The organism is Scytonema sp. HK-05 (assembly GCF_963872035.1).
Taxonomy (GTDB): Bacteria; Cyanobacteriota; Cyanobacteriia; order Cyanobacteriales; family Nostocaceae; genus Kalymmatonema.
Genome location: NZ_CAWMYC010000112.1, coordinates 1 through 19484, shown reverse-complemented (window position 1 = coordinate 19484; position 19484 = coordinate 1). Strand labels below are relative to the sequence as shown.

Genomic DNA, 19484 nt, shown 5'->3' with positions numbered 1-19484 from the left:
CGCTATTTTATAGCGGTAAAACTAAGGCTCCCATGCGAAATCTGACAAGCCCACATATCGTCATAATTATTTGCTCGTATTTCTTTGGATTTAATCGAAATCTTTCTGAAGCAACTCTAAATATCTTAATGACACGAATTAAATGTTCGACAAATATTCTTTGAGATGCTAGTTTTTTGTTTTCTTGTTTCTGTAACTGGGTTAATTTTCCTTTTTTTGGCTTTTTCGTAGGACTCTTAATTGATGGTTCTCCTTCATAACCTTTATCTCCTTGAAATTTTTGATTTTTATCAAAAGATTTCTTCCCTTGACGAAATAAAGTTATGTCACTTTTTGGTCCTGGTTCTCCTGCGATTACATCAACAATATCTTTGCCATTTGGTAAAACAGTAATTTGATTTTTAAAAGTATGATTTTTCTTCTTTCCTGAGTAATACTTTTTCTGTTCCGTATACTCTCTAGGTCTTTCCCTTAGCTGTTCGGCACTATCCACTATTAGTTCATAATCAGTTAAAATTTCTTGAACAATTTCATGGTCGCTGGCGTTTTTTTTACCTGTTCTAGTAAACTAGATGGCAAAAGGACTTGTAGGAGTGGTAACCAGTAGTTAAATGTATCATTTGCGGTTGATTCACTTACTCCAAATTGAATACCTAGTAATTGAAATGTTGTCAAATGTCTTAGGTATATCAATGTTAATAGAATTTGCGATTCCGTCGATAACTTTACCTTACGACCACCTCCTTTATTTATAATTCTAACTTTCTGTGCTTCGACTTCCTGTTGCTTTTCGGCATGTAAGGCGATCGCCTGCTTTATTAGTTGTTCTAGTTGCTCATACTTCAGACCAACCAATCGTTGCGTTTCTTGAGGGCTGTTTCTAATGTAACTTAATACGTCACTCATGTTCCTGTGGTAAAAAAGCTAATTTTATACTCTTTTACCACAGAACGCTTCTATTTTGGAGATATCTAATGGATGAGTTGGAACGGTTAGATTTAAACCCCTACTTCAGCGAAGATGGTGAAACCATCGACTTGCACTCCTTCCTGACACAAAACCCAAGCTTCCGCGCCAAGTCACCAAGTACCCGCAGTACCAGTTTTTTGTTCACTGTTCACTGATAAGTGGGGGTACGCCGCGTATTTTTCGGCATCACCCCACAAAAAGCCAAGGCTTTATATTATAAAGTGAGCGCCTTTAATTCGCCCTCACTTTCAAAAAATAATAATTATGGCTTCTACAGAACCTATCAAGAACAAGCCTACCAAAACTGCTGTTCCTTTAGAATCAGCAACACTTAAGCCAAAAAAAGTAAAGGATGATATAGAAAACCAAGTAAATAACTTGGAAAAAGATGGAGTAGTGTCAAAAGAAGAACAGTCGCCATCTGCACTCCAAGAGCAGGATGTTACTGAAAATCAGCCAGATACGACTTCTGATTCTTCTGCATTATTTCAAGCAATTGGGATAATTACTGGCAAGGTAAATTTCATAACAGAGGGGGATAAGGAAAGAAGTACTATCACCATTGGCAACAAAGAATATCCACTGCTCTATGCTTCACGCAAACAGAGAGCATATGATGCACTTAAAAAAGAGATAGAGGCGACTGGCGAATCTACCCAGCGCCTGGTTGTTTACCCCAAGTTTACTCATTTCCCTGGCAGAGATCAGCCGCCGAACGTTGGCTTTCAAGTAGTTGGTTTTGACAAGGGACGCCAAGAGGAGGTCATTTCACAGCAACTTCAGGACATGGAGTTTAAACTTTGCGGGCTGTGGCAGTTTATTCCTGTTTGCCGGACACCGTGTATCTCTGTGTTTAAGAATTTTACTAAAGAACGGCTGGATCATATTAAACAGTCGGAACCAGCAAGAAAAGTAAAATTCATGAAAGCGAGTCATTTACCTTTGTTCTGGAGAGACGCACTGGTACCGCCGTTCCGGTTCAATCCCAAAGCCCCAAAAGAAGAACAAGGACGCCCAGTATTCGTACAGATTAAAGCAAAGTTCGTGCCGCACCGGGACGCTTTTGAATTTGACTCATTACTAGAATTGCCACAGGAGAAGCCACCAAGGTTCCTAAAGGCGAGCAAGGATGATAAAGCTACGGCAATGGCAGAAAAGAAAGCGGCTCTTAAGGCTGCTGGCAAAGAGTTTGGACCACCAAAAGGTAAACCACCGTTTAAGGGCAAGCCCAAAGGGGACTTTAAGGGCAAGCCGCTTGAGATGCCAAAGCCAAAACCAAAGCCACAACAGTAAAAATGCATAAACCAGGTTGACCCATCCCTAAGTAAATAAATATCTTGTTCATAGTAGTTATATCAAGTTCGGATGATTAGTTATAATTGCAGTCCTCGCGTTACCCCTCCCCAACCCTCCCCAAGGCATCGGGGAGGGTGCTTGATGTGCGCGGGTGGGGTGTTTCGGCATTTATAAGTGATTAAGCGAACTTGATATTACAGTTCCCCATAATCCAATACGGTTGGTGTTAGCGTCAAAAAGCTTAAACTGCGTAGGTTGGGGAGCGTAAGCTCCAGGAGGGTTTCCCGCTCTCACGGCAAGTCTGGCGTTTGAGGAACGAAACCCAACATTTTTCGTGGTTTGTTAGGTAACACGAGCATTCAACCCAACCTACAATGATCCTTAACTGAACCGTATTGCCCCATAATCCAATGTGGTTGTGGGGGATTTTGTTTTTTTATGCGCTTAGGATGACGGCGATTGCCCAAGGGGCAGTGCTTTCCCTTGCGATCGCCCTCCAAATTCCTCTCTTCAAATACCTGCCAACATGGTAAAATAAACAAAACAAAGCGCCCGGCTCTCACAAAGTAGGCGCTTTTGTTTGAAAAATAAATCATTTTAAACCCATGATAACAGAAAACATCACGGACGTGCTCGCCTGCCCAAAATTTTCTGACATCTCTGGTGAAATCGACGAGAGATTTCTCAAAATAAAAGAGTGGTACGAGTTCATAAACGAGCAGCAGTTAAAGCTCGGTCAGTACTTGGCTGACCTAAAAGAAGAAACAAAGCGCCAGTTTGCACGGGGACTAGAAGCTGTAGGGCTGGTGAAAGCCGAGATAAATAAGCTTATTAAGGCTGCTGACATTGCTGATAACCTCCCCGCGAAGCTTGCCCCTAAATTAAATATGTACATTCTGCTCCGCCTCAGACAGAAACGGAATGAGGACGCCAGAGTACACCTCACAGAAGACGACACCCAATTATCCGTTTGCGAAAAAATTAAACAGTACCAGAAGCAACCATTGCCAAAGACACCGAAGCCAGCAATGGAATGGGAGAAAAACAAGTACGGCTCACGCACTTTAACTCTTCGCCTACCTGATGGAGATACTGCACTAACCATTGAAAGCGGGTACAAAAAATCGGGCTTGCCACTCCCGCTGTATATATCAAGTCTCATTAAGCGACAGCCAGAAGACTTACAAGAAACCTTCAGGCAGACACAGGAAGAATTGGCGCAGTATATGGATGCTCAAAGCGAGGAAATTCAATTGCTCCTCAACCAAATCAGGCAAGCCGACAAACTTATCAGCAGGCTTCCGAATCCAAAAGATGCAACTGAATGGATGATGCTACGGACTGCGAGAGAGGAAAGAGAGAAAGCAGAAGAGATACTGGGCGCTCTCTATTTTTAGCGGCTAAAAAGCGATTGCTTACGGCACTGCCCCGTTTGGCAGAGCGTTCGAGTGAGTTCACGCCGAAGCCTTGGGCAATTGCCTCTGGCACTGCGCTCTCTTGCATCGCCCTCTCATACTAAGGCACACGTGTTCTATTGAACTGTAATACAAAAGCACACTATCGGAGCGGAGAAATCTTTTCAAAACTTCTCCAACCAAAGATAGATTTTTCAGGAGCAAACGAATTTCTGATCAACAGCTTAGCTTATACGCCTGAAGCAGTAGAAAAGGCGGGGCGGGAGTGGGTTGATAAGGGGAGTTGAGGGGGTGCGATTGCGCAGAGCGCCGGAAGCAATCATACCTTCATTTGGGACTGAGCGATCGCCCCTCGCATCAAAGACCGAAAGAGCCCAGTGCATCAATACCCACAGTTCTTGACGCCATAACACCAATAAGCACGCCAAGACCTAGCGCTCTACGAAAATAATTAACGCCTTGAAATAATTCTAGCCACGCCCAAGTAAATAAAGAGCCAAAAGCAAGTGCATCTAACCCTGTATTCACAACGCCTGTTGGAAAAACTAATTTGAGCAAACTAGCTGCTATCCAAATGATAAGCGGTAAGTTTGGCATCTGAGCCACAACAATTTTGCCATCGCTGTCACGGAAAATTTTATCAAATAATGTATTCTTCATAACTTTCAATTGCAACAATCAGCCAAAATTACTAACTTACAAAAACTACCATTCGCATTACAACATTCAGGTTTCTCTCTTATCAACCACCATTATGCTGAGATTAGAGCGGCAAAGCATATTCCTATTGGGCTTGACTTTGAAGTTGAGCAACGCCCCTATTTCTACTATTTTGTGGTATTCCATAGCGAGTGAAAACCTATGTCAATTCTCCTTAGGTAATAACTCAAAATAGCGATAGTCGTAAAAATCTGTCCATAGTAGAATTTGGTTTAGTTTCATCCAAAAAAGTGGGGCTTTGAGACAACTGTTTTAAATTCATATCTTAATAGTCGTTGTCAGCCACACACATTCCCTTACATTTAATACCGTTCGTAGCTGTGCGTTGACAATGAGAACATAGAACTTTTTCCTTTTCTGTTTCTTGATTGATATTTCTATTAGTGGTTGCAGTAAAAAAGTCTTTTTCGGTCTTTATTTTTATAGTCATAAAGGTAGAGGTATTTTTTGCGGTTGACATTTTACAAGTCAGTTAGAAGCGATGCTCGGTGAGGCACGCTCCACAGTTTTAATAGCTGATTCCAGACGATAACCAGCCTCAGGAATATAATAATATCCAACCGCACTAACATCTTCAAATACGCTATCAAATTGAGGATGAGTTTGCCCAAAAATCTTTCTTAGGCGATCGCTAATTCGCTGTAGTTCTTGTTGGATAGCGATTGGTTCTCGAACATTGCCCATACTTACTTAAGCTATTGCAATTTTCCCAACACCAAACAAGTTATACCAATTTAATGTGAAGTTGCACTAAATAAATAACCTCCATTCTTGGCGCTCTTGGCGTCTTGGCGGTTCGTTTTTTAATATTCTATGCATCTTCATAAAGAATTGGTATTACACAAAACCAAGCCACTTGTAGGCAATAGCCACTTGCCAAGACAGTTTTTAGCCATTATGGACGTTGCTTCCCAAGGCACAGGTGTTCTATTGAACTGTAATACAAAAGGACACTATCGGAGCGGATAAATATTTTCATAAGTTCTCCAACCAAAGATAGATTTTTCAGCAGCAAACGAATTTCTTAACTATTGTGATTGTATTCCCAATTTGGCGTTGGAGGTCTGCATGGGCTTACGCCGTTACTTGAAAACAAGCCGCCTGCTGAACCTTTTATTTCTCAGTAGCCTTACCGTCTGCTTGTGCTTAGGTCAGGTTTCCCTGACATTTAGGCAAGTACAACTGGGTGAAGTCGTCATTGCTCAAGCGACTGACTGGAAACAACTGATGCAGCAAGGGTTAAAGCGCTATACAACCGGAGACTTTCAGGGTGCAATTTCATCTTGGGAAGCTGCTTTAAGTAGCAATTCTAAAGAGCAATCTGAAGATAAGGTGACAGTTTTAAAGTACCTGGTGCGAGCTTATCAACAAGTCGGTCAGGTGGATCGAGCGATCGCCACTCTCAATCAACTTATAGCTTACTATCAAAAAGTTGGCGCGAGCCTACAGCTAGGAAGAATGCTCACAGAACTTGCTCAGGCATACAGTAGCCTGGGACAGCAGCGCAAAGCGATCGCCCTGTTGTGTGGCGAAAATAAGCTAGACCAAAACTGTGCCAAAGAAACTGCTTTGAACATCGCCCGCAACCATTCAGATACTCTTGGAGAAGTCACCGCGTTGGGTAGCTTGGGCAATGCTCACCGTCTGCAAGGTGATTATGAACAGGCTATTAAATATTTTGAAAATATCTTGACAATAAAAAATAAAGATACATATAAATCTTATATTATCTCTGCGTTGAATGGCTTGGGAAATACCTACACCAGCCTCGCTAAACGTGACTACCGCCGACTTCAGTTTGCCAAACAAGCAGCCGATCAATTGGCGGTTGAAAAATTTACTCGCAATGCTCGTTATTGGGATAGCAAAGCCATTACCTACTTTCAGGAGAGCGTTGCCCTTGCCCGTAGACACAACGAGCCGACAAATGAACTGCGAGCGCTCCTTAACCTATTCATACCCTATCATCGCAGTCGCACAGACGTATCTGTAGGCAGCACTCTACAGGAAGCATTGAGTGTCTTAAAGCGCATACCAGATTCCCGCGATAAAGCTTATGCAGCAATTCGGCTTGCTAGTTTATATCAACTACTTGGTTTACCTCCTGCAACTTCGGATACTGAACCAGTAACTCGCTGCTTAAGTTCAGATGTACCTTTTGAAACAGTAGAGCTACTCAATCAAGCAGTTGCGATCGCTCAACGCCTGAAAGACCAACAATCTGCATCCTTTGCACTCGGTCGTTTGGGACACGTGTATGAATGCCGGCAAGACTATCCTCTTGCGTTGAAGCTGACACAACAAGCACAATTGGTTGCAGAAATGCAGGAGAGCCGCTATCTGTGGGATTGGCAAGCAGGGCGAATTTTACAGGCGGTTTCAAGGACTAAAGAGGCGATCGCATTCTACGAAAGTTCAGTTAAGACTTTAAAAGAAATTCGAGGAGATTTAGCGAGCGCTCGGCGCGATTTTCAGTTTGACTTTCGCGATACTGTTGAACCAGTTTATCGGGAATTAACTGAATTGTACCTGGAGCAAGCGCGGGGAGATGAAAAGAATCTAAAATCCATTGAGTCTGCCCTAGAAACTATTGATAGTTTGCGTTTAGCAGAGCTGCAAAATTATCTTGGGGATGATTGTTCCGTGCAAGCGATCGCTAAACCCATCACGCTGATCGATGAAAAAACAGCTGTCATCAGCACCATGATTCTCAAAAACAGGGTTGCTGTCATCCTAACTCTGCTTAATAGAAATAGAACCTTTCAGTCAGAAATTTACTGGGTACCTGCTAAAAGTCAGGACGTGATTACAACCGTAAATGAGCTACGTCTCAAGCTGGAAAAGCGCTCAGACTTAGCAAATACCTATCAAGAAAAAGCACAGCAAGTTTACAACTGGCTAATTCACCCCTTCGCCAAACAGTTGCAACAAGCACAGATTGAAACTTTGGTCTTCATTCAGGATGGAATTCTCCGCAGTATTCCAATGGCAGCACTTTATGATGGCAAGCAATTTTTGGTTGAGCAGTATGCCATTGCGAGTACAGTTAGTCTCACCTTACTCGCTCCAGCTCAACTTAACAGAAAATCCCTGCGAGTTTTAGGTTTTGGTTTGACTAAGCCTTCCGTAGTTGACGGTCCAATCTTTTTTGAACCATTAAACTATGTTAAGGAAGAAATTGATAGCATCATAAGTATCCTTCCTGGCAGTAAAGGATTAATGGATGATGCGTTCACTCCTGAACGCTTGAAACAAGAGCTAACACAAAATGCTTTTGAGATTATTCATTTAGCAACTCACGGGAAATTTGGCATCGATTCGCGAGACACTTTTTTGGTCACTGGTAAGCGAATAGGGGACGTGGGGACAACACAGAGAGGGAAGACAAGGGAGACAAGGGGACAAGGAGAGTGGGAATTAACTCAAAACCCAAAACTCGAAACTCATAACTATAACGAAAAGTTGACTATGAATCAGCTTTATCAAATTATTCGAGAGGTTCATCAAAATAAATCGCTGGAGTTACTGACACTTACAGCTTGCGAGACAGCAGTAGGTAGCGAGCGCGATGCTTTGGGTATCGCGGGGATTTCCCTGCAAGCAGGGGCACGTAGCGTTGTCGCCTCTCTCTGGCAGGTGGATGATGAGTCTACTGCTCAACTGATTACCCAATTTTATCAGCAGCTACGACAGGGAATGAGTCGAGCCAAAGCACTGCAATTGGCTCAAAAAAATTGGCTGCAACAACATCCAGGCGATCGCAAGCATCCTGGTTATTGGGCAGCGCTGATTTTGCTGGGGAATTGGTTATAGTACAATACGGTTGGTGTTAAGGCGATGAGACCTTGCCAGTAAAGTACTTGCCAGTAAAGTACTTGAATAATCGGGTAGAGCAAGCGAATCGATTGATCAAATGGCTCACAAAACCTGGAATGGGGTTTGCTGCCTTCAACAGTACCGATCAACGATTCGAGGATGAGAAGCTATGAAGATGATTTGCAAAGGGCAAGTCAAAGGCGTTACCATACCAAAGACGATATTTTAGCACAAGCAAAATTCGTATCTGAAATTTTCGCAGTGGTTGCTTCTGTTGAGTCAAAGTCAAGTCAATTGCTTGTCCTTTAAGCAGTTTTTGCAACACAACCCATGACACTCATCTGGAGAGGTCTCTATGATTGCCCTAGCCGGAGTTGCCATCCAAAGCAAAATCTATGAGAGTTCAGCGTCTCTGGTGTATCGGGGTATTAAAGTGCGGGATAATCAGGCGATCATCGTCAAATTGCTCAAGCAGGATTATCCTTCTCCCCAAGAAATAACCCGCTACAGACAGGAATATGAAATGACCCGCTCTCTCAAAGAGGAAGGCGTGGTCAAGGCATACAGCCAGCAGGACTATCAGCGCACACTTGTTATTCTCCTGGAAGACTTTGGCGGCGAGTCCCTAGAGAAATGGATGCACAAGCGCCCAGACTTCTGCCCGATGCCCTTATCCAATTTTTTACGATTAGCGATCAACCTCACAGATATCCTGGGTAGAATCCATGCTGCCAACGTCATTCATAAGGATATCAATCCTGGCAACATTGTCCTCAATCCGGATACTGGCGTTGTCAAAATTATTGACTTTGGGATTGCTACCCAGTTTAACCGCACCAATCCGACGTTCAAAAGTCCCCATGTGTTAGAAGGCACAGTTGCCTACGTGTCTCCAGAGCAAACCGGGCGCATGAACCGCTTGCTCGATTACCGCACTGATTTTTACTCGCTTGGCGTGACGTTCTACGAACTCCTCACCGGACAGTTGCCGTTTCCCACAACGGACATCCTGGAGTTAGTCCATTGTCATATTGCCAAATCACCTGTTCCTGTGCATCAGGTGAATGCAACGATTCCCAAACCCGTTTCAGACATTGTTCTGAAACTGATGGCGAAAAATGCAGAAGATCGCTATCAGAGTGCTTGGGGCATCAAAGCGGATTTAGAACGGTGTGCAGAGCAATTTACAACAACAGGTCAAATTGCTCATATTCAATTAGGTCTGCAAGACGTTTGTGATCAGTTTCAAATTCCCCAGAAGCTGTATGGACGGGAAGCGGAGATTACAGCATTATTGGCGGCGTTTGAAAGAGTAGCCCCAAGAGGGAATGTTGGCGAAGCCCACCGACCAGAGTCAGGCATAGAAAATGCTCAATTCAACGTCGAGATGATGTTGGTCTCTGGTTATTCTGGAGTTGGCAAATCAGCACTAGTGCAGGAACTCTACAAACCCATCACAGCCAAGCGCGGTTATTTTGTCTCTGGTAAATTTGACCAATTAGGGCGCAATATTCCATACAGTGCTATTGTGGATGCCCTGCAAAAATTGGTGCAGCAACTGCTGAGTGAACCCGATGAGCAAGTACACCAGTGGCGATCGCGCTTGCTCACAGCTTTGGAAAGTAACGGACAACTAATCATTGATGTGATTCCTGAAGTTGAATTGATTGTGGGTAAGCAGCCGCCCGTACCAAAGGTTGGACCGATGGAAGCACAAAATCGGTTTAACCTTGTCTTTCAAAAGTTCATTCGAGCATGCTGTTCTCCTGAACATCCTTTGGTCATTTTTTTGGATGATTTGCAGTGGGTAGATTCGGCTACGCTTAAACTGATCGAGTTAATCGTGAGCGATCGCGTGATACAATCCCTGCTTTTAATTGGTGCTTATCGGGATAACGAAGTCACCCAAGCGCATCCGCTCATTACAATCCTAGAGAAGCTAAAACAGGAAACTGTTGCAATTAATCAGATAACGTTGGCTCCGCTAAAACTTGGAGCAGTGGCTCAACTGATTGCTGAAACCTTGCACAGTTCTACTGAGCTAGTCGCACCTTTAGCAGAATTGGTATGGCGTAAGACGAATGGTAATCCCTACTTCACTAGCGAATTTCTCAAAACGCTGTACACCGAAGACCTCATCATATTCAACAATAAGCAACGATGCTGGCAATGGGATGTCGCTTACATAAAAGCCAAAAATATTACTGACAATGTAGTGGAGTTAATCATCGGGAAGTTGAAACAGCTTCCGGAGCATACTCAGCAGGTCTTAAGTTTAGCCGCTTGTGTCGGTCCTGAATTTGATTTAGCAACACTCGCAGTAATTTGTGAACAACCAGCGATTGAAATTTTTGCAGAACTCACAACAGCGATTCAGTCAGAGTTAATTCTAGCCACCTTAGAGTTAGATGAGAACCTGTTGATTCAAAATTACAAGTTTTCGCACGATCGCGTGCAGCAAGCTGCTTATGGGCTAATTGCAGAAGAACAGCAGCAAGTGGTTCACTTACAAATTGGTTATCTCTTGCTGCAAAGTAGTGAGTCTGAAACTACACCTCATAACTTATTTGAGGTAGTCGATCACCTTAATCTAGGTCGTCATCTAGTTACGGATTGGCAGGAGCGAGATAAGCTAGCTAGGCTAAATCTGCTTGCAGGGCACAGAGCTAAAAAAACGTTAGCTCATAGTGCTGCATTACAATATTTAACTACAGGAATAGAATTACTAGCCGCTGATAGTTGGCAGTTGCAGTACGCTTTGACCTTGGCACTGCATGAGGAAGCAGCAGAAGCAGCATACTTGAGTGCTGACTTTCAACAAATGGAACAATGGGCGATCGTTGTTCTAGAAAATGCAAACACTGTTTTAGATAAGATCAAAGTCTATGAAACTAAAATTCAAACTTGCGTAGCGCAAGGTAGGCAAAAAGAGGCAATTAGGATTGGACTAGAAGTTTTGAAGTTTTTGGGTATAGCTTTGCCGGAGTCGCCAACACAAGTTGATGTTCAAAAGCGGTTAAAAGAAACAGCAGATTACTTCAATTCCATAGATATAAAAGATTTGCTAGAGCTACCATTGATGAGAGAGCCAGATAAACTGGCTGCTATACAAATCTTATCAAACCTAGTTGGACCTACCTTTCAAGCCGCTCCTACATTGCTACCGCTGATTGTCTTAGGACAGATAAATCTATCTGTTCAGTATGGAAATACTTCCTTTTCAACTTTTGCCTATGCTGCTTACGGCGGACTAATTCTTAGTGGAGTAATGCAAGACTTTGAATCAGCTCATCAGTTTGGCGAACTAGCATTGAGCTTGACTGAGCGATTAGATAGTAAAGAACTTAGATGTAAGGTCTTAGATATAGTTGGAGCGTTTATCATACACTGTAAAGATCACATAAGACGAACTTTACCCTTACTACAAGAAGCATACGAGATTGGGCTAGAAACCGGGGATTTAGAATTCAGTGGATATTCTGTAGGGTTCAAGTGTGTGTATTTGCATTTTGCTGGTTTGGAACTAACCAAAATTGAGTCAGAAATAAAAATTTACAAAGAGATTTTGGCTCAACTTAAACAGCAAAATAGTCTCAATTATTTATATAGATTGCAGCAATTTATCTGCAACTTAACAGAGCAGGTGGAAAATCCCGCTTGTTTAGTTGGTAGCTACTATAATGAAGAGCAATTCCTGCCAATTTATATTCGAGCAAATGATAGGCCTCATCTTTACTATGTATACTTGTACAAGCTTATCCTAAGCTATTTGTTTGAAGATAGTTCACAGGCCGTAGAGTATGCTTCTCAATCTGAACTTTATTTAGATGGAGTACCAGGAACTTTTTCAATACCCGTATTTTATTTCTATGACTCTTTAGTTCAGATACGACTATACCAATCTGTTTCATCCTCAGAGCAGGAGCATCTGTTGCTCAAAATAATAAGCAATCAGGAAAAAATGCAGAGATGGGCACATTCCGCTCCAACTAATTTTCAACACAAGTATGATTTAGTAGAAGCTGAGAAAGCGCGAGTCTTGGGTCAATTTTTTGAAGCAGAAAACTTATATGAACAAGCAATTCTTGGTGCTAGAGACAACGAGTATCTTCAAGAAGAAGCATTAGCATATGAATTAGCCGCCAAACATTACTTAGCTCGTGGTAGAGAAAAGTTTGCCCAGCTCTACATGAAGGAAGCTCACTATTGCTATGAACGATGGGGAGCAACAGCGAAAGTAAGAGATTTAGAAACTCGTTATCCTCAACTATTTCCTCAGTCGTCCAACGTAGTTTCCACACCAGTTTGCACCACGACTGGAACCACCTCAAATACCTCACATAGTACTCTCGATTTAGCGACGGTAATGAAAGCAGCTCAAGCAATTTCGAGTGAAATTGAATTGGAGCGGTTGCTCAGTTCTCTAATGCAGATCTTGATTGAAAATGCTGGGGCACAAACCGGATGTTTGCTTTTGGAAAATTCAGGAGAATGGGCGATTGAAGCGGCTTGTGAACTCCATGAGGGTGATCCGGTCTGTGCTACGCGAGTGCTGCAATCGGCTCCGATAACAAATCGCCTACCTGAATCGATTATTCAGTATGTGATCCGGACTCATGAATCGGTCATTCTCAATAATGCGGCTCGTGAAGGTAGTTTTATCAATGATCCCTACATTCAACACCACCAAACGAAATCAATCTTCTGTTTGCCGCTGCTGAATCAAGCTAAGCTCGTCGGCGTGTTGTATTTAGAAAATCAATTAGCGACTTTTGCATTTACACCAGAGCGAAACTCCTTTGGAGACGCTACGCGATCGCAAGTTTTGCATCTGTTATCAACTCAGGCAGCTATTGCCATTGAAAATGCCACGCTCTACTCAAAGCTACGGGCAAGTAAAAGTCAGATGGCTCAATTTCTAGAAGCAGTTCCAGTAGGGATTGCCGTGTTTGATGCAGTAGGTCGCCCTTACTACTTCAATCAACGGGCAGTTCAGCTAGTAGGCAAAGAGAGCGATCCATCTGTGTCACTGGATCAACTGGTAGAGGCTTATCAAGTTTATCTGGCAGGAACAGATCAACCCTATCCAACCGAAGCACTCCCGTCCATTCGGGCACTGAGCGGTGAACGTAGCACGGTTGACAATATGGAAATTCACCAAAACGACAAAACCATTCCGGTTGAGGTGTGGGGAACTCCAGTTTTTGATGAACAGGGTAAGGTGGTTTATGCGATCGCCGCCTTTCAAGACATCACCGAGCGCAAACAGGCAGAACAACTACTAGCCCATTACAACCGCACCTTAGAGCAACAGGTCATAGAACGAACGGCAGCATTACAGAAAAGTGAAGCCGCACTGCGCTACCGAGAACAGCAATTACGATTGATCACCGACGCTTTACCTGTTTGTATCAGCTATGTCGATGCAAATCAACACTATCAGTTTGTTAACCAGACTTATGAGGACTGGTTTTGCTGTAGTCGAGATAAAATTCTGGGCAAGCATACTCGTGAAATTCTGGGTGAGGCGGCTTATCAAGTTGCACAACCATATATCAATCGAGCACTTTCAGGGCAAATTACAATCTACGAATCAGAAATTCCCTATCCTTTTGGTAAACGGTATATCAGAGGTTCTCTCATCCCTGATTTTGATCTCAATCATCAAGTCAGAGGATACTACGGTTTGATTACAGACATCACCGAACAGCGTAATGCTGTCCTGCGTGAACGCCAACAAGCTGAGGAAGCGTCTATTCTCAACGAACGCAACCGCATGGCACGAGAAATTCACGACACACTAGCGCAAGCCTTTACTGGCATTCTGCTGCATGTCGGAGCAGCGACACAAGTGCTAACCGATGATAAAGACGCGACACAGGCACATCTGGAAATGCTCGATGAATTGGCACGAAGTGGGCTTGCCGAAGCCCGTCGTTCAGTGGCAGCACTCCGTCCCCAGTTCTTGGAAGATGGCAGCTTGCATAGCGCCCTTCATCGTCTGGTGACTCAGATGAGAGCCGCTACCGATACCGGTGTGAGCTACGAAATCAAAGGCACAGCCTATCCTTTGCCTAACGAGGTTGAGAATAACTTACTACGGATTGGACAGGAGGCATTAACCAATGCCATAAAATACGCTGATGCTTCCGAGATTCGTATTGATTTACTGTATGAAAATACACAATGTATCTTACGTGTTAAAGATGATGGACGGGGCTTTGGGGTTGATAGCATACCAAGAGTTCGCGGATTTGGATTGCTGGGAATCAGCGAGCGTTGCGAAAAGATTGGAGCACAAGTGACGATTACGAGCCAACCTGGGCAAGGAACTGAAATTGTTATTACTATCAATCGAGATTAACTTATCCCACAGCTATAAAAACATCGCTTTGCTCGTTTTTATTAACTCAGCGTTGCAAAGCATGAATTTCACTACCTTGTAACACCTGCCGCTCAGTATCATTTGCTGCAACCTTATCGAGCAGAGACAGTCGAAAGTCTTTTAGTCCGATTTCGTCACTAAGCGAGGCGAAAGCTTTTCCGAGAGCGTCATACCAGAGATTTGCCTGCGCGTATAACTTTGCTTGGTTCAAGCGATTCTCCTTTTGAGAGGCTACGCCAACGCCTGTCCTTTCCAATTGTTTCTTTAAATCTGCTGGTATCGGCACGACTTCAATTTCAGACTGCGCAAAAAGATTACCGGAAGGACGGCTGGGATCGCAAACTAGCTCAACTTGCCAGCGATAGCGCTTGCCGACTGTTAGTTCAGGGGTGGAGTCGGAGGGCGAAAGCACCATAATGCCAGGAGAGGTTTTGAAGCTTTCGTCTTTAATTTCTTTAACTAGTTTGAAGCGATTGTTTTCCTGCTCGTATAGCCTAAATTCCATTGCAACAGAAGCAGCATCACGCACAAACCAGGCAAATGTTGGGCGAGTAGAAACCGTTTGTCTAGAGTACCCCCTTGGTGCAAGTAAAATGAGTGCTGACACATTTGATTGTGCGGGTTGCGTTGTCGTCCCACATCCCCTACCCCCAGATGATCTGCCAGTAGGAGGCGCTTTGTCGTCCGGAGGCGTTTTATCGTCTGCTAGTACTGCTATGGGTATCAGCCAAAGCCCTAACAACATACTTATCATCAATGTAGTAGCGATCGGTTTGTTGAAAATTTTTAAAACTTGAGGAATCATGGCTGTTAAGGGGAGATTTTATAGTGATTAAACCTGATGGAGAACTAGTTAGTAATCCACCAACCCAAAATTGCTGTCCTTGTAGACACAGGAAATTTCACCTCTCTACAAGTCTTTTGATTCAATAATTTCAATCTCGTTTAACAGGTTTCAGCTTTCAGTCGGAAATGCAACAACGCTTGTGCAAACTATTCAACTACTCTTATTAAGAGAAGAGTAAATTAAATATCAAACTCATCTATCTGAAGAAGTATTTCAAGAATTTTACTGTGAAATAAATTGCCACCACGGTCTGATTTCTCGCCAAGTTAGTTCACAAACGACTCCTTGGGATAAGTGCGATGGCGCAGCGGCTCCTACGGAGTATTGCGTCGGTGCTGAGTTGCCAGTTCGCCGTTGAAATCTTCCTCCCAAGGATCTTGCTAAATCTCTAGCTTGATCTGTACCTCGCCCACTTTTGTGAGGGTTGGACAGAGGGTTGCCAATTCCGTTATCAATAATTTGCAAAGTACACAAGTTTTCCTTTCGCGTACAAACTACATCCAGGCAACTCGCACCGATTGCGTGTTTACCAACATTACACAGTGCTTCTTCTAGAAATATACACAAACCTTGCTTCTGATCTACAGTGAGGACGCAATCTTTAAGCGGCGTGAAATCAGGAGGAATGTAAGTTTTGATCGAGTCAAAACCTGGTAAATCTCGCATCAATGTATTCTCATAAACCTCATACAGTAATTCCGAAATGGGAGTATGGACGTAACGATTATCACCTGTTAAAAGTTCCTGATTCATGGACTCGTAAACTGATCGCAATTCTTGATTGAGTGCTTGTAATTGCGATCGCATTTGAGTAGATGATGAGTCTTCATCAATACTTCTCAGCATTGCTGCTATAGTTTGTAATGGACCATTGTGAACTGCATCGTAAGTGCGCTTTAGCGTCAAGCTTCGTTGTTCTAATAAAATTCTCGAATCTCGGTCAAAAAATGAAGTAGTCAATCCGGCAGCGGACAACGCCAACAGTGCTGGTATCATAGGAACCCACCAACTGAAAATCATCAGTCCATAACAGATTACCATCAGGCAGATGCTGCAAAAAACAAGACTTAAAAGCGTTTTCCAGGGAGATTGCAGCACCAAACCCAAAGCAATCCCAAGCAATCCCCATGCTATAATCCACAGGTATTCCCAACCCTCTAGCCATGTGTGCAGTAGCGGTCTTTTATTGAGAACGGCATTGATAATTTGACTGGTAGCATGTGCTTGATACTCTACCCCATAAATTAATTGGTACTGCTCCGTATCGCCTAATCCATCGGTCAAGACAGTGTTTTTGGTTGCCGATGTCATAAATGTGTCATTGACGCTGGCGGCAGTCATGCCAATAATCACAATGCGATCGCGCATCAATTCTGGTTTGACTTTGCCTGCCAAAATATCTGTGAGAGAAACGATAGGGAAGGGATGAGGGTTGCTACGAAAATTTATTAATATTTGATTGCCGCCTGCTTTCGCTCCTACATAGCTACCAGTATTCGTAGTAAAGCGAAGCAATTCAGTGTCACCAAAGTGAATGGGATAGTCAGCACGATGACCATGCTTAAGCATAATTCCCTTTGAACGCAAGTATATCTCTGCTAAAAGCAACGATAAAGAATATTTGATTGCGCCAGAATCAGCTCTAGTTGCAAGCAAACAGCGCCGTAATTTCCCATCAGGATCGAGGAGGACATTAGCAATGGCGACGCGATTCACTGGCAGTTCTGGAGGTGGTTTCACAGTCAGGGTAGATTGGCTATTTAAAGTTTCAATTCCCACCAGATTAGAACTACTTTTCAAAATTCTGCCTAATTCAGCTCTGTCTGAGCCGATGCTGATATCCCGAAAAATATCCAACCCGATCGCTCTAGGCTGGTAACTCTGAATAATTCTTAACATTTGAGCCAGATTGCGATCTGGGATGGGGTATTGCCCAACTGACTTAATATCATTTTCGTTAATACCAACAATTACAATCTGCGGATCTGCTGCTTCGACTGGACGCAGGCGCAGAAAGTTATCAAATGCTATCCATTCTAGGAGTTGGAGGGAACCAGTCAGCCGAGCGATCGCCACACAGCTAATCACTACCAACCCTGGTAGAGCTGCTGTACGCCAAATCTTCGCTTGCTGCTTGATCTTTCTCCACATGACTAACTAATTAATCCTAGTTTTCTCGCTGCAATCTCAATCTGAATTCGTAGTTCTTTGTTAGGTTCATCGGAGACACCCAAAGCATCTTGGAGTCTGATCCAGTAATTGCGGATAGTGCGCTCGCTAACTTGCATTCGTTCGGCTATTGCTTTGTCAATGAGTCCCTCATGAAACTTCAGCCTCAAGACTTCCAACCATTTGCGGTCAAATTCAGAACGAGAGCGCAATTGGGGTGGTAAATAGATAGAACCTCGCAGAGCAAAATCTATCAACCGCACCATCTCCCGGATTGGTAGAGATTTGTCCATTGCTACAAAGCCACCCTCGTAGGCATTAATCATCGGCTTTAGTTGTACTAGTGGCTTAATATTAGTACTCAGCACCAGAATGTTAGGAGCTAACTTACTTTCGATTAAAGTTGTGAGAAATTGCATCCCGACTTCCGGGCTAGCAGGAGCATGAGGTTTTTCTGGCAAGCTTAGGTCAATCACAACCAGTGTAGGATAATAATATTCAAGTTGAGTCCGGGCAGTTTGCACATCCTGTGCCGTGCGAATTTCAGCCGTTGGGTAGCTGCGCTTTAAAGCTGGAACCGTGCCTTCCAGAATTGCCTCATGATCGTCAATCACTAAAAATCTTTCTTCGGTGGAATCGGTTGCGCTTAGGCTCATAAGCCATCACCTCTTTTGCGTGTTGCTTGTCTTTTGCTTGAACATACCCGTTAAACACATTTTTATAATCAGGGATAACCATAGCGTATAGCGATCGCATGGGGAAATTCATTCCTCCTAAATGCAAGTTAATTTCCAAGTTTGGCAAACCACGCTCCAAATTTGGAAACAGGTGTCAGCACCAGGAGTTACTTCCTTCCCGCTAGAAGATTATCTCTAATGTAGGATAAAGTAATACATTGCGGTGACAGGGAGAGAAAAGTGGAGAAATTAAGGAGAAGGCGAAAGTTTGACCTATGCGCTCGCCAATTAGACTCGGATTTGTGGCAAAAACTGTACTACAAACATCAACAAGGATATCTGCGTCAAAGATTACTGGCAATAAAATGTTTGTATGAGGGAAAAACGAGAAAGGAGGTGTCCAAATTACTTGGATGCACTTATAAAACCCTAACAAGCTGGATAGATAAGTTTCTGATAGGTGGGCTGGTGGGATTAACAGAAACAATTACACACTCTGTACCATGTAGACTAAATTCTGAGCAACAGCAAGAGTTAAAGAAAATGCTTCTAGAACAAAAACCTACAGAGCGATCCACAAAAGCGTAATGTTTTCGGCTTAATTGCTGCTGAACCAGAACTTGCTCGTGGGGGAATTCGTTTACGTCAGTTTGGACAAGAAATTATTGAACAATTGGGAGGGCGCAAGATACACCCATTTCACAGTTCAGAAATTCCTGAAGGGATGTTAAACCGTGTTGAAGCAGGAATTCGAGCTTTTGACCCTTGTTTAAGTTGTTCAACTCATGCGGCGGGACAAATGCCATTGCATATTCAATTGGTTGGCAAGGATGGGAAGGTTGTGAATGAAGCTTGGCGAAATTGAGATTATCAAGGGCGATCGCATGACTGCGGGCACTCCGTGCCATCGCTCTTGTTTCCAAAGCGTCAGTCCCCTCACTGTGAATCATCTTAGGCACTTAACAAGTAAGGGTTATGGAGGGGATGCTGGAGAACTCTGCTAATTTTCTTCTTCTAGCCCTTCATGTTTAAAAAGATGCGGAGCAATGTGTGAAACAGCCCAAAGCACTTGCTCATTATCCTGATTTTCTTTCAACTTGCTCCGCTGCGGAGTCCCACACCGTAATCTTTGATTCGGTGTCGGGAGGAATTGCGGGGGAATTTGAGCGCGTCCTGCGGCCGACTCAAAA

17 protein-coding genes are annotated in these 19484 nt (G+C 43.4%); 6 read left to right on the top strand and 11 right to left on the bottom strand.

Translation table 11 applies throughout. The annotated features are described in order from the left end of the window. Positions 1 to 7: 7 nt before the first annotated feature. Both AACT52_RS22095 and AACT52_RS22090 read right to left on the bottom strand, forming a co-directional pair. Entirely contained in the window at positions 8 to 493 is a 486-nt protein-coding gene (locus AACT52_RS22095; protein WP_233154049.1) for an HARBI1 family protein, read from the bottom strand. 17 nt (positions 494 to 510) lie between these two features. After that, a complete protein-coding gene (locus AACT52_RS22090) occupies positions 511 to 906 on the bottom strand; it encodes a helix-turn-helix domain-containing protein (protein ID WP_233154048.1) in 396 nt (131 codons plus the stop codon). A gap of 68 nt (positions 907 to 974) precedes the next feature. On the opposite strand from AACT52_RS22090, the gene AACT52_RS22085 reads away from it, so the two are divergent. The 3 genes from AACT52_RS22085 to AACT52_RS22075 all read left to right on the top strand — a co-directional run bounded on the left by AACT52_RS22085 (position 975) and on the right by AACT52_RS22075 (position 3662). Then, positions 975 to 1124, top strand: coding sequence for a hypothetical protein (locus tag AACT52_RS22085; RefSeq protein ID WP_158054740.1), 150 nt, complete (start codon positions 975 to 977; stop codon positions 1122 to 1124). A gap of 109 nt (positions 1125 to 1233) precedes the next feature. Next, positions 1234 to 2262 carry a hypothetical protein gene (locus AACT52_RS22080; protein ID WP_073633390.1) on the top strand — a complete coding sequence of 343 codons (1029 nt, stop codon included), beginning with the start codon at positions 1234 to 1236 and terminating at the stop codon, positions 2260 to 2262. A gap of 608 nt (positions 2263 to 2870) precedes the next feature. Then, a complete protein-coding gene (locus AACT52_RS22075) occupies positions 2871 to 3662 on the top strand; it encodes a hypothetical protein (RefSeq protein ID WP_073633388.1) in 792 nt (263 codons plus the stop codon). Positions 3663 to 4037: 375 nt separating this feature from the next. On the opposite strand, the gene AACT52_RS22070 is transcribed toward AACT52_RS22075, so the two are convergent. Together AACT52_RS22070 and AACT52_RS22065 are read right to left on the bottom strand one after the other, a co-directional pair. After that, complete coding sequence (locus AACT52_RS22070) at positions 4038 to 4340, bottom strand: hypothetical protein (RefSeq protein ID WP_073633387.1); 303 nt, start codon at positions 4338 to 4340, stop codon at positions 4038 to 4040. Positions 4341 to 4868: 528 nt separating this feature from the next. Continuing rightward, positions 4869 to 5084, bottom strand: coding sequence for a hypothetical protein (locus AACT52_RS22065; protein ID WP_073633385.1), 216 nt, complete (start codon positions 5082 to 5084; stop codon positions 4869 to 4871). A gap of 384 nt (positions 5085 to 5468) precedes the next feature. Between AACT52_RS22065 and AACT52_RS22060 the strand changes: the two genes are divergently transcribed. Further along, positions 5469 to 8213, top strand: a complete 2745-nt coding sequence (locus AACT52_RS22060) for a CHAT domain-containing protein (RefSeq protein ID WP_073633384.1) — start codon at positions 5469 to 5471, stop codon at positions 8211 to 8213. A gap of 148 nt (positions 8214 to 8361) precedes the next feature. On the opposite strand, the gene AACT52_RS22055 is transcribed toward AACT52_RS22060, so the two are convergent. After that, complete coding sequence (locus tag AACT52_RS22055) at positions 8362 to 8541, bottom strand: hypothetical protein (RefSeq protein WP_143172851.1); 180 nt, start codon at positions 8539 to 8541, stop codon at positions 8362 to 8364. Positions 8542 to 8571: 30 nt separating this feature from the next. On the opposite strand from AACT52_RS22055, the gene AACT52_RS22050 reads away from it, so the two are divergent. After that, on the top strand, positions 8572 to 14580 hold the full coding sequence (locus AACT52_RS22050; protein ID WP_073633383.1) for an AAA family ATPase: 6009 nt from the start codon (positions 8572 to 8574) through the stop codon (positions 14578 to 14580). Between the two features lie 46 nt (positions 14581 to 14626). Here the strand turns inward: AACT52_RS22050 and AACT52_RS22045 are convergent, their stop codons facing one another. From AACT52_RS22045 to AACT52_RS22030, 4 genes are all read right to left on the bottom strand, one after another. Beyond that, positions 14627 to 15406: a DUF928 domain-containing protein gene (locus AACT52_RS22045; RefSeq protein ID WP_073633382.1), complete on the bottom strand. Its 780-nt coding sequence runs from the start codon at positions 15404 to 15406 to the stop codon at positions 14627 to 14629. A gap of 264 nt (positions 15407 to 15670) precedes the next feature. Further along, positions 15671 to 17599: a CHASE2 domain-containing protein gene (locus AACT52_RS22040; RefSeq protein WP_073633381.1), complete on the bottom strand. Its 1929-nt coding sequence runs from the start codon at positions 17597 to 17599 to the stop codon at positions 15671 to 15673. Between the two features lie 2 nt (positions 17600 to 17601). Then, positions 17602 to 18273, bottom strand: a complete 672-nt coding sequence (locus AACT52_RS22035; protein ID WP_073633380.1) for a response regulator transcription factor — start codon at positions 18271 to 18273, stop codon at positions 17602 to 17604. Then, positions 18224 to 18421 (bottom strand): hypothetical protein, encoded by a 198-nt coding sequence (locus AACT52_RS22030; RefSeq protein ID WP_143172850.1) that lies wholly within the window; start codon positions 18419 to 18421, stop codon positions 18224 to 18226. Before AACT52_RS22030 ends, AACT52_RS22035 begins: the two co-directional genes overlap by 50 nt. Positions 18422 to 18534: 113 nt before the next feature. Between AACT52_RS22030 and AACT52_RS22025 the strand changes: the two genes are divergently transcribed. Next, on the top strand, positions 18535 to 18882 hold the full coding sequence (locus AACT52_RS22025) for a helix-turn-helix domain-containing protein (protein ID WP_158054738.1): 348 nt from the start codon (positions 18535 to 18537) through the stop codon (positions 18880 to 18882). Between the two features lie 74 nt (positions 18883 to 18956). On the opposite strand, the gene AACT52_RS41480 is transcribed toward AACT52_RS22025, so the two are convergent. After that, positions 18957 to 19244, bottom strand: coding sequence for a hypothetical protein (locus AACT52_RS41480; RefSeq protein ID WP_198940976.1), 288 nt, complete (start codon positions 19242 to 19244; stop codon positions 18957 to 18959). A gap of 50 nt (positions 19245 to 19294) precedes the next feature. Then, on the bottom strand, positions 19295 to 19484 hold a 190-nt coding region (locus AACT52_RS22010), incomplete at its 5' end, for a hypothetical protein (protein WP_233154047.1).

Excerpts from the sequence above, each read along its gene's own strand:
- AACT52_RS22090 (WP_233154048.1), bottom strand. The coding sequence starts at position 906 with ATGAGTGACGTATTAAGTTACATTAGAAACAGCCCTCAAGAAACGCAA.
- AACT52_RS22085 (WP_158054740.1), top strand. The coding sequence starts at position 975 with ATGGATGAGTTGGAACGGTTAGATTTAAACCCCTACTTCAGCGAAGAT.
- AACT52_RS22080 (WP_073633390.1), top strand. The coding sequence starts at position 1,234 with ATGGCTTCTACAGAACCTATCAAGAACAAGCCTACCAAAACTGCTGTT.
- AACT52_RS22075 (WP_073633388.1), top strand. The coding sequence starts at position 2,871 with ATGATAACAGAAAACATCACGGACGTGCTCGCCTGCCCAAAATTTTCT.
- AACT52_RS22070 (WP_073633387.1), bottom strand. The coding sequence starts at position 4,340 with ATGAAGAATACATTATTTGATAAAATTTTCCGTGACAGCGATGGCAAA.
- AACT52_RS22065 (WP_073633385.1), bottom strand. The coding sequence starts at position 5,084 with ATGGGCAATGTTCGAGAACCAATCGCTATCCAACAAGAACTACAGCGA.
- AACT52_RS22060 (WP_073633384.1), top strand. The coding sequence starts at position 5,469 with ATGGGCTTACGCCGTTACTTGAAAACAAGCCGCCTGCTGAACCTTTTA.
- AACT52_RS22050 (WP_073633383.1), top strand. The coding sequence starts at position 8,572 with ATGATTGCCCTAGCCGGAGTTGCCATCCAAAGCAAAATCTATGAGAGT.
- AACT52_RS22045 (WP_073633382.1), bottom strand. The coding sequence starts at position 15,406 with ATGATTCCTCAAGTTTTAAAAATTTTCAACAAACCGATCGCTACTACA.
- AACT52_RS22040 (WP_073633381.1), bottom strand. The coding sequence starts at position 17,599 with ATGTGGAGAAAGATCAAGCAGCAAGCGAAGATTTGGCGTACAGCAGCT.
- AACT52_RS22035 (WP_073633380.1), bottom strand. The coding sequence starts at position 18,273 with ATGAGCCTAAGCGCAACCGATTCCACCGAAGAAAGATTTTTAGTGATT.
- AACT52_RS41480 (WP_198940976.1), bottom strand. The coding sequence starts at position 19,244 with ATGATTCACAGTGAGGGGACTGACGCTTTGGAAACAAGAGCGATGGCA.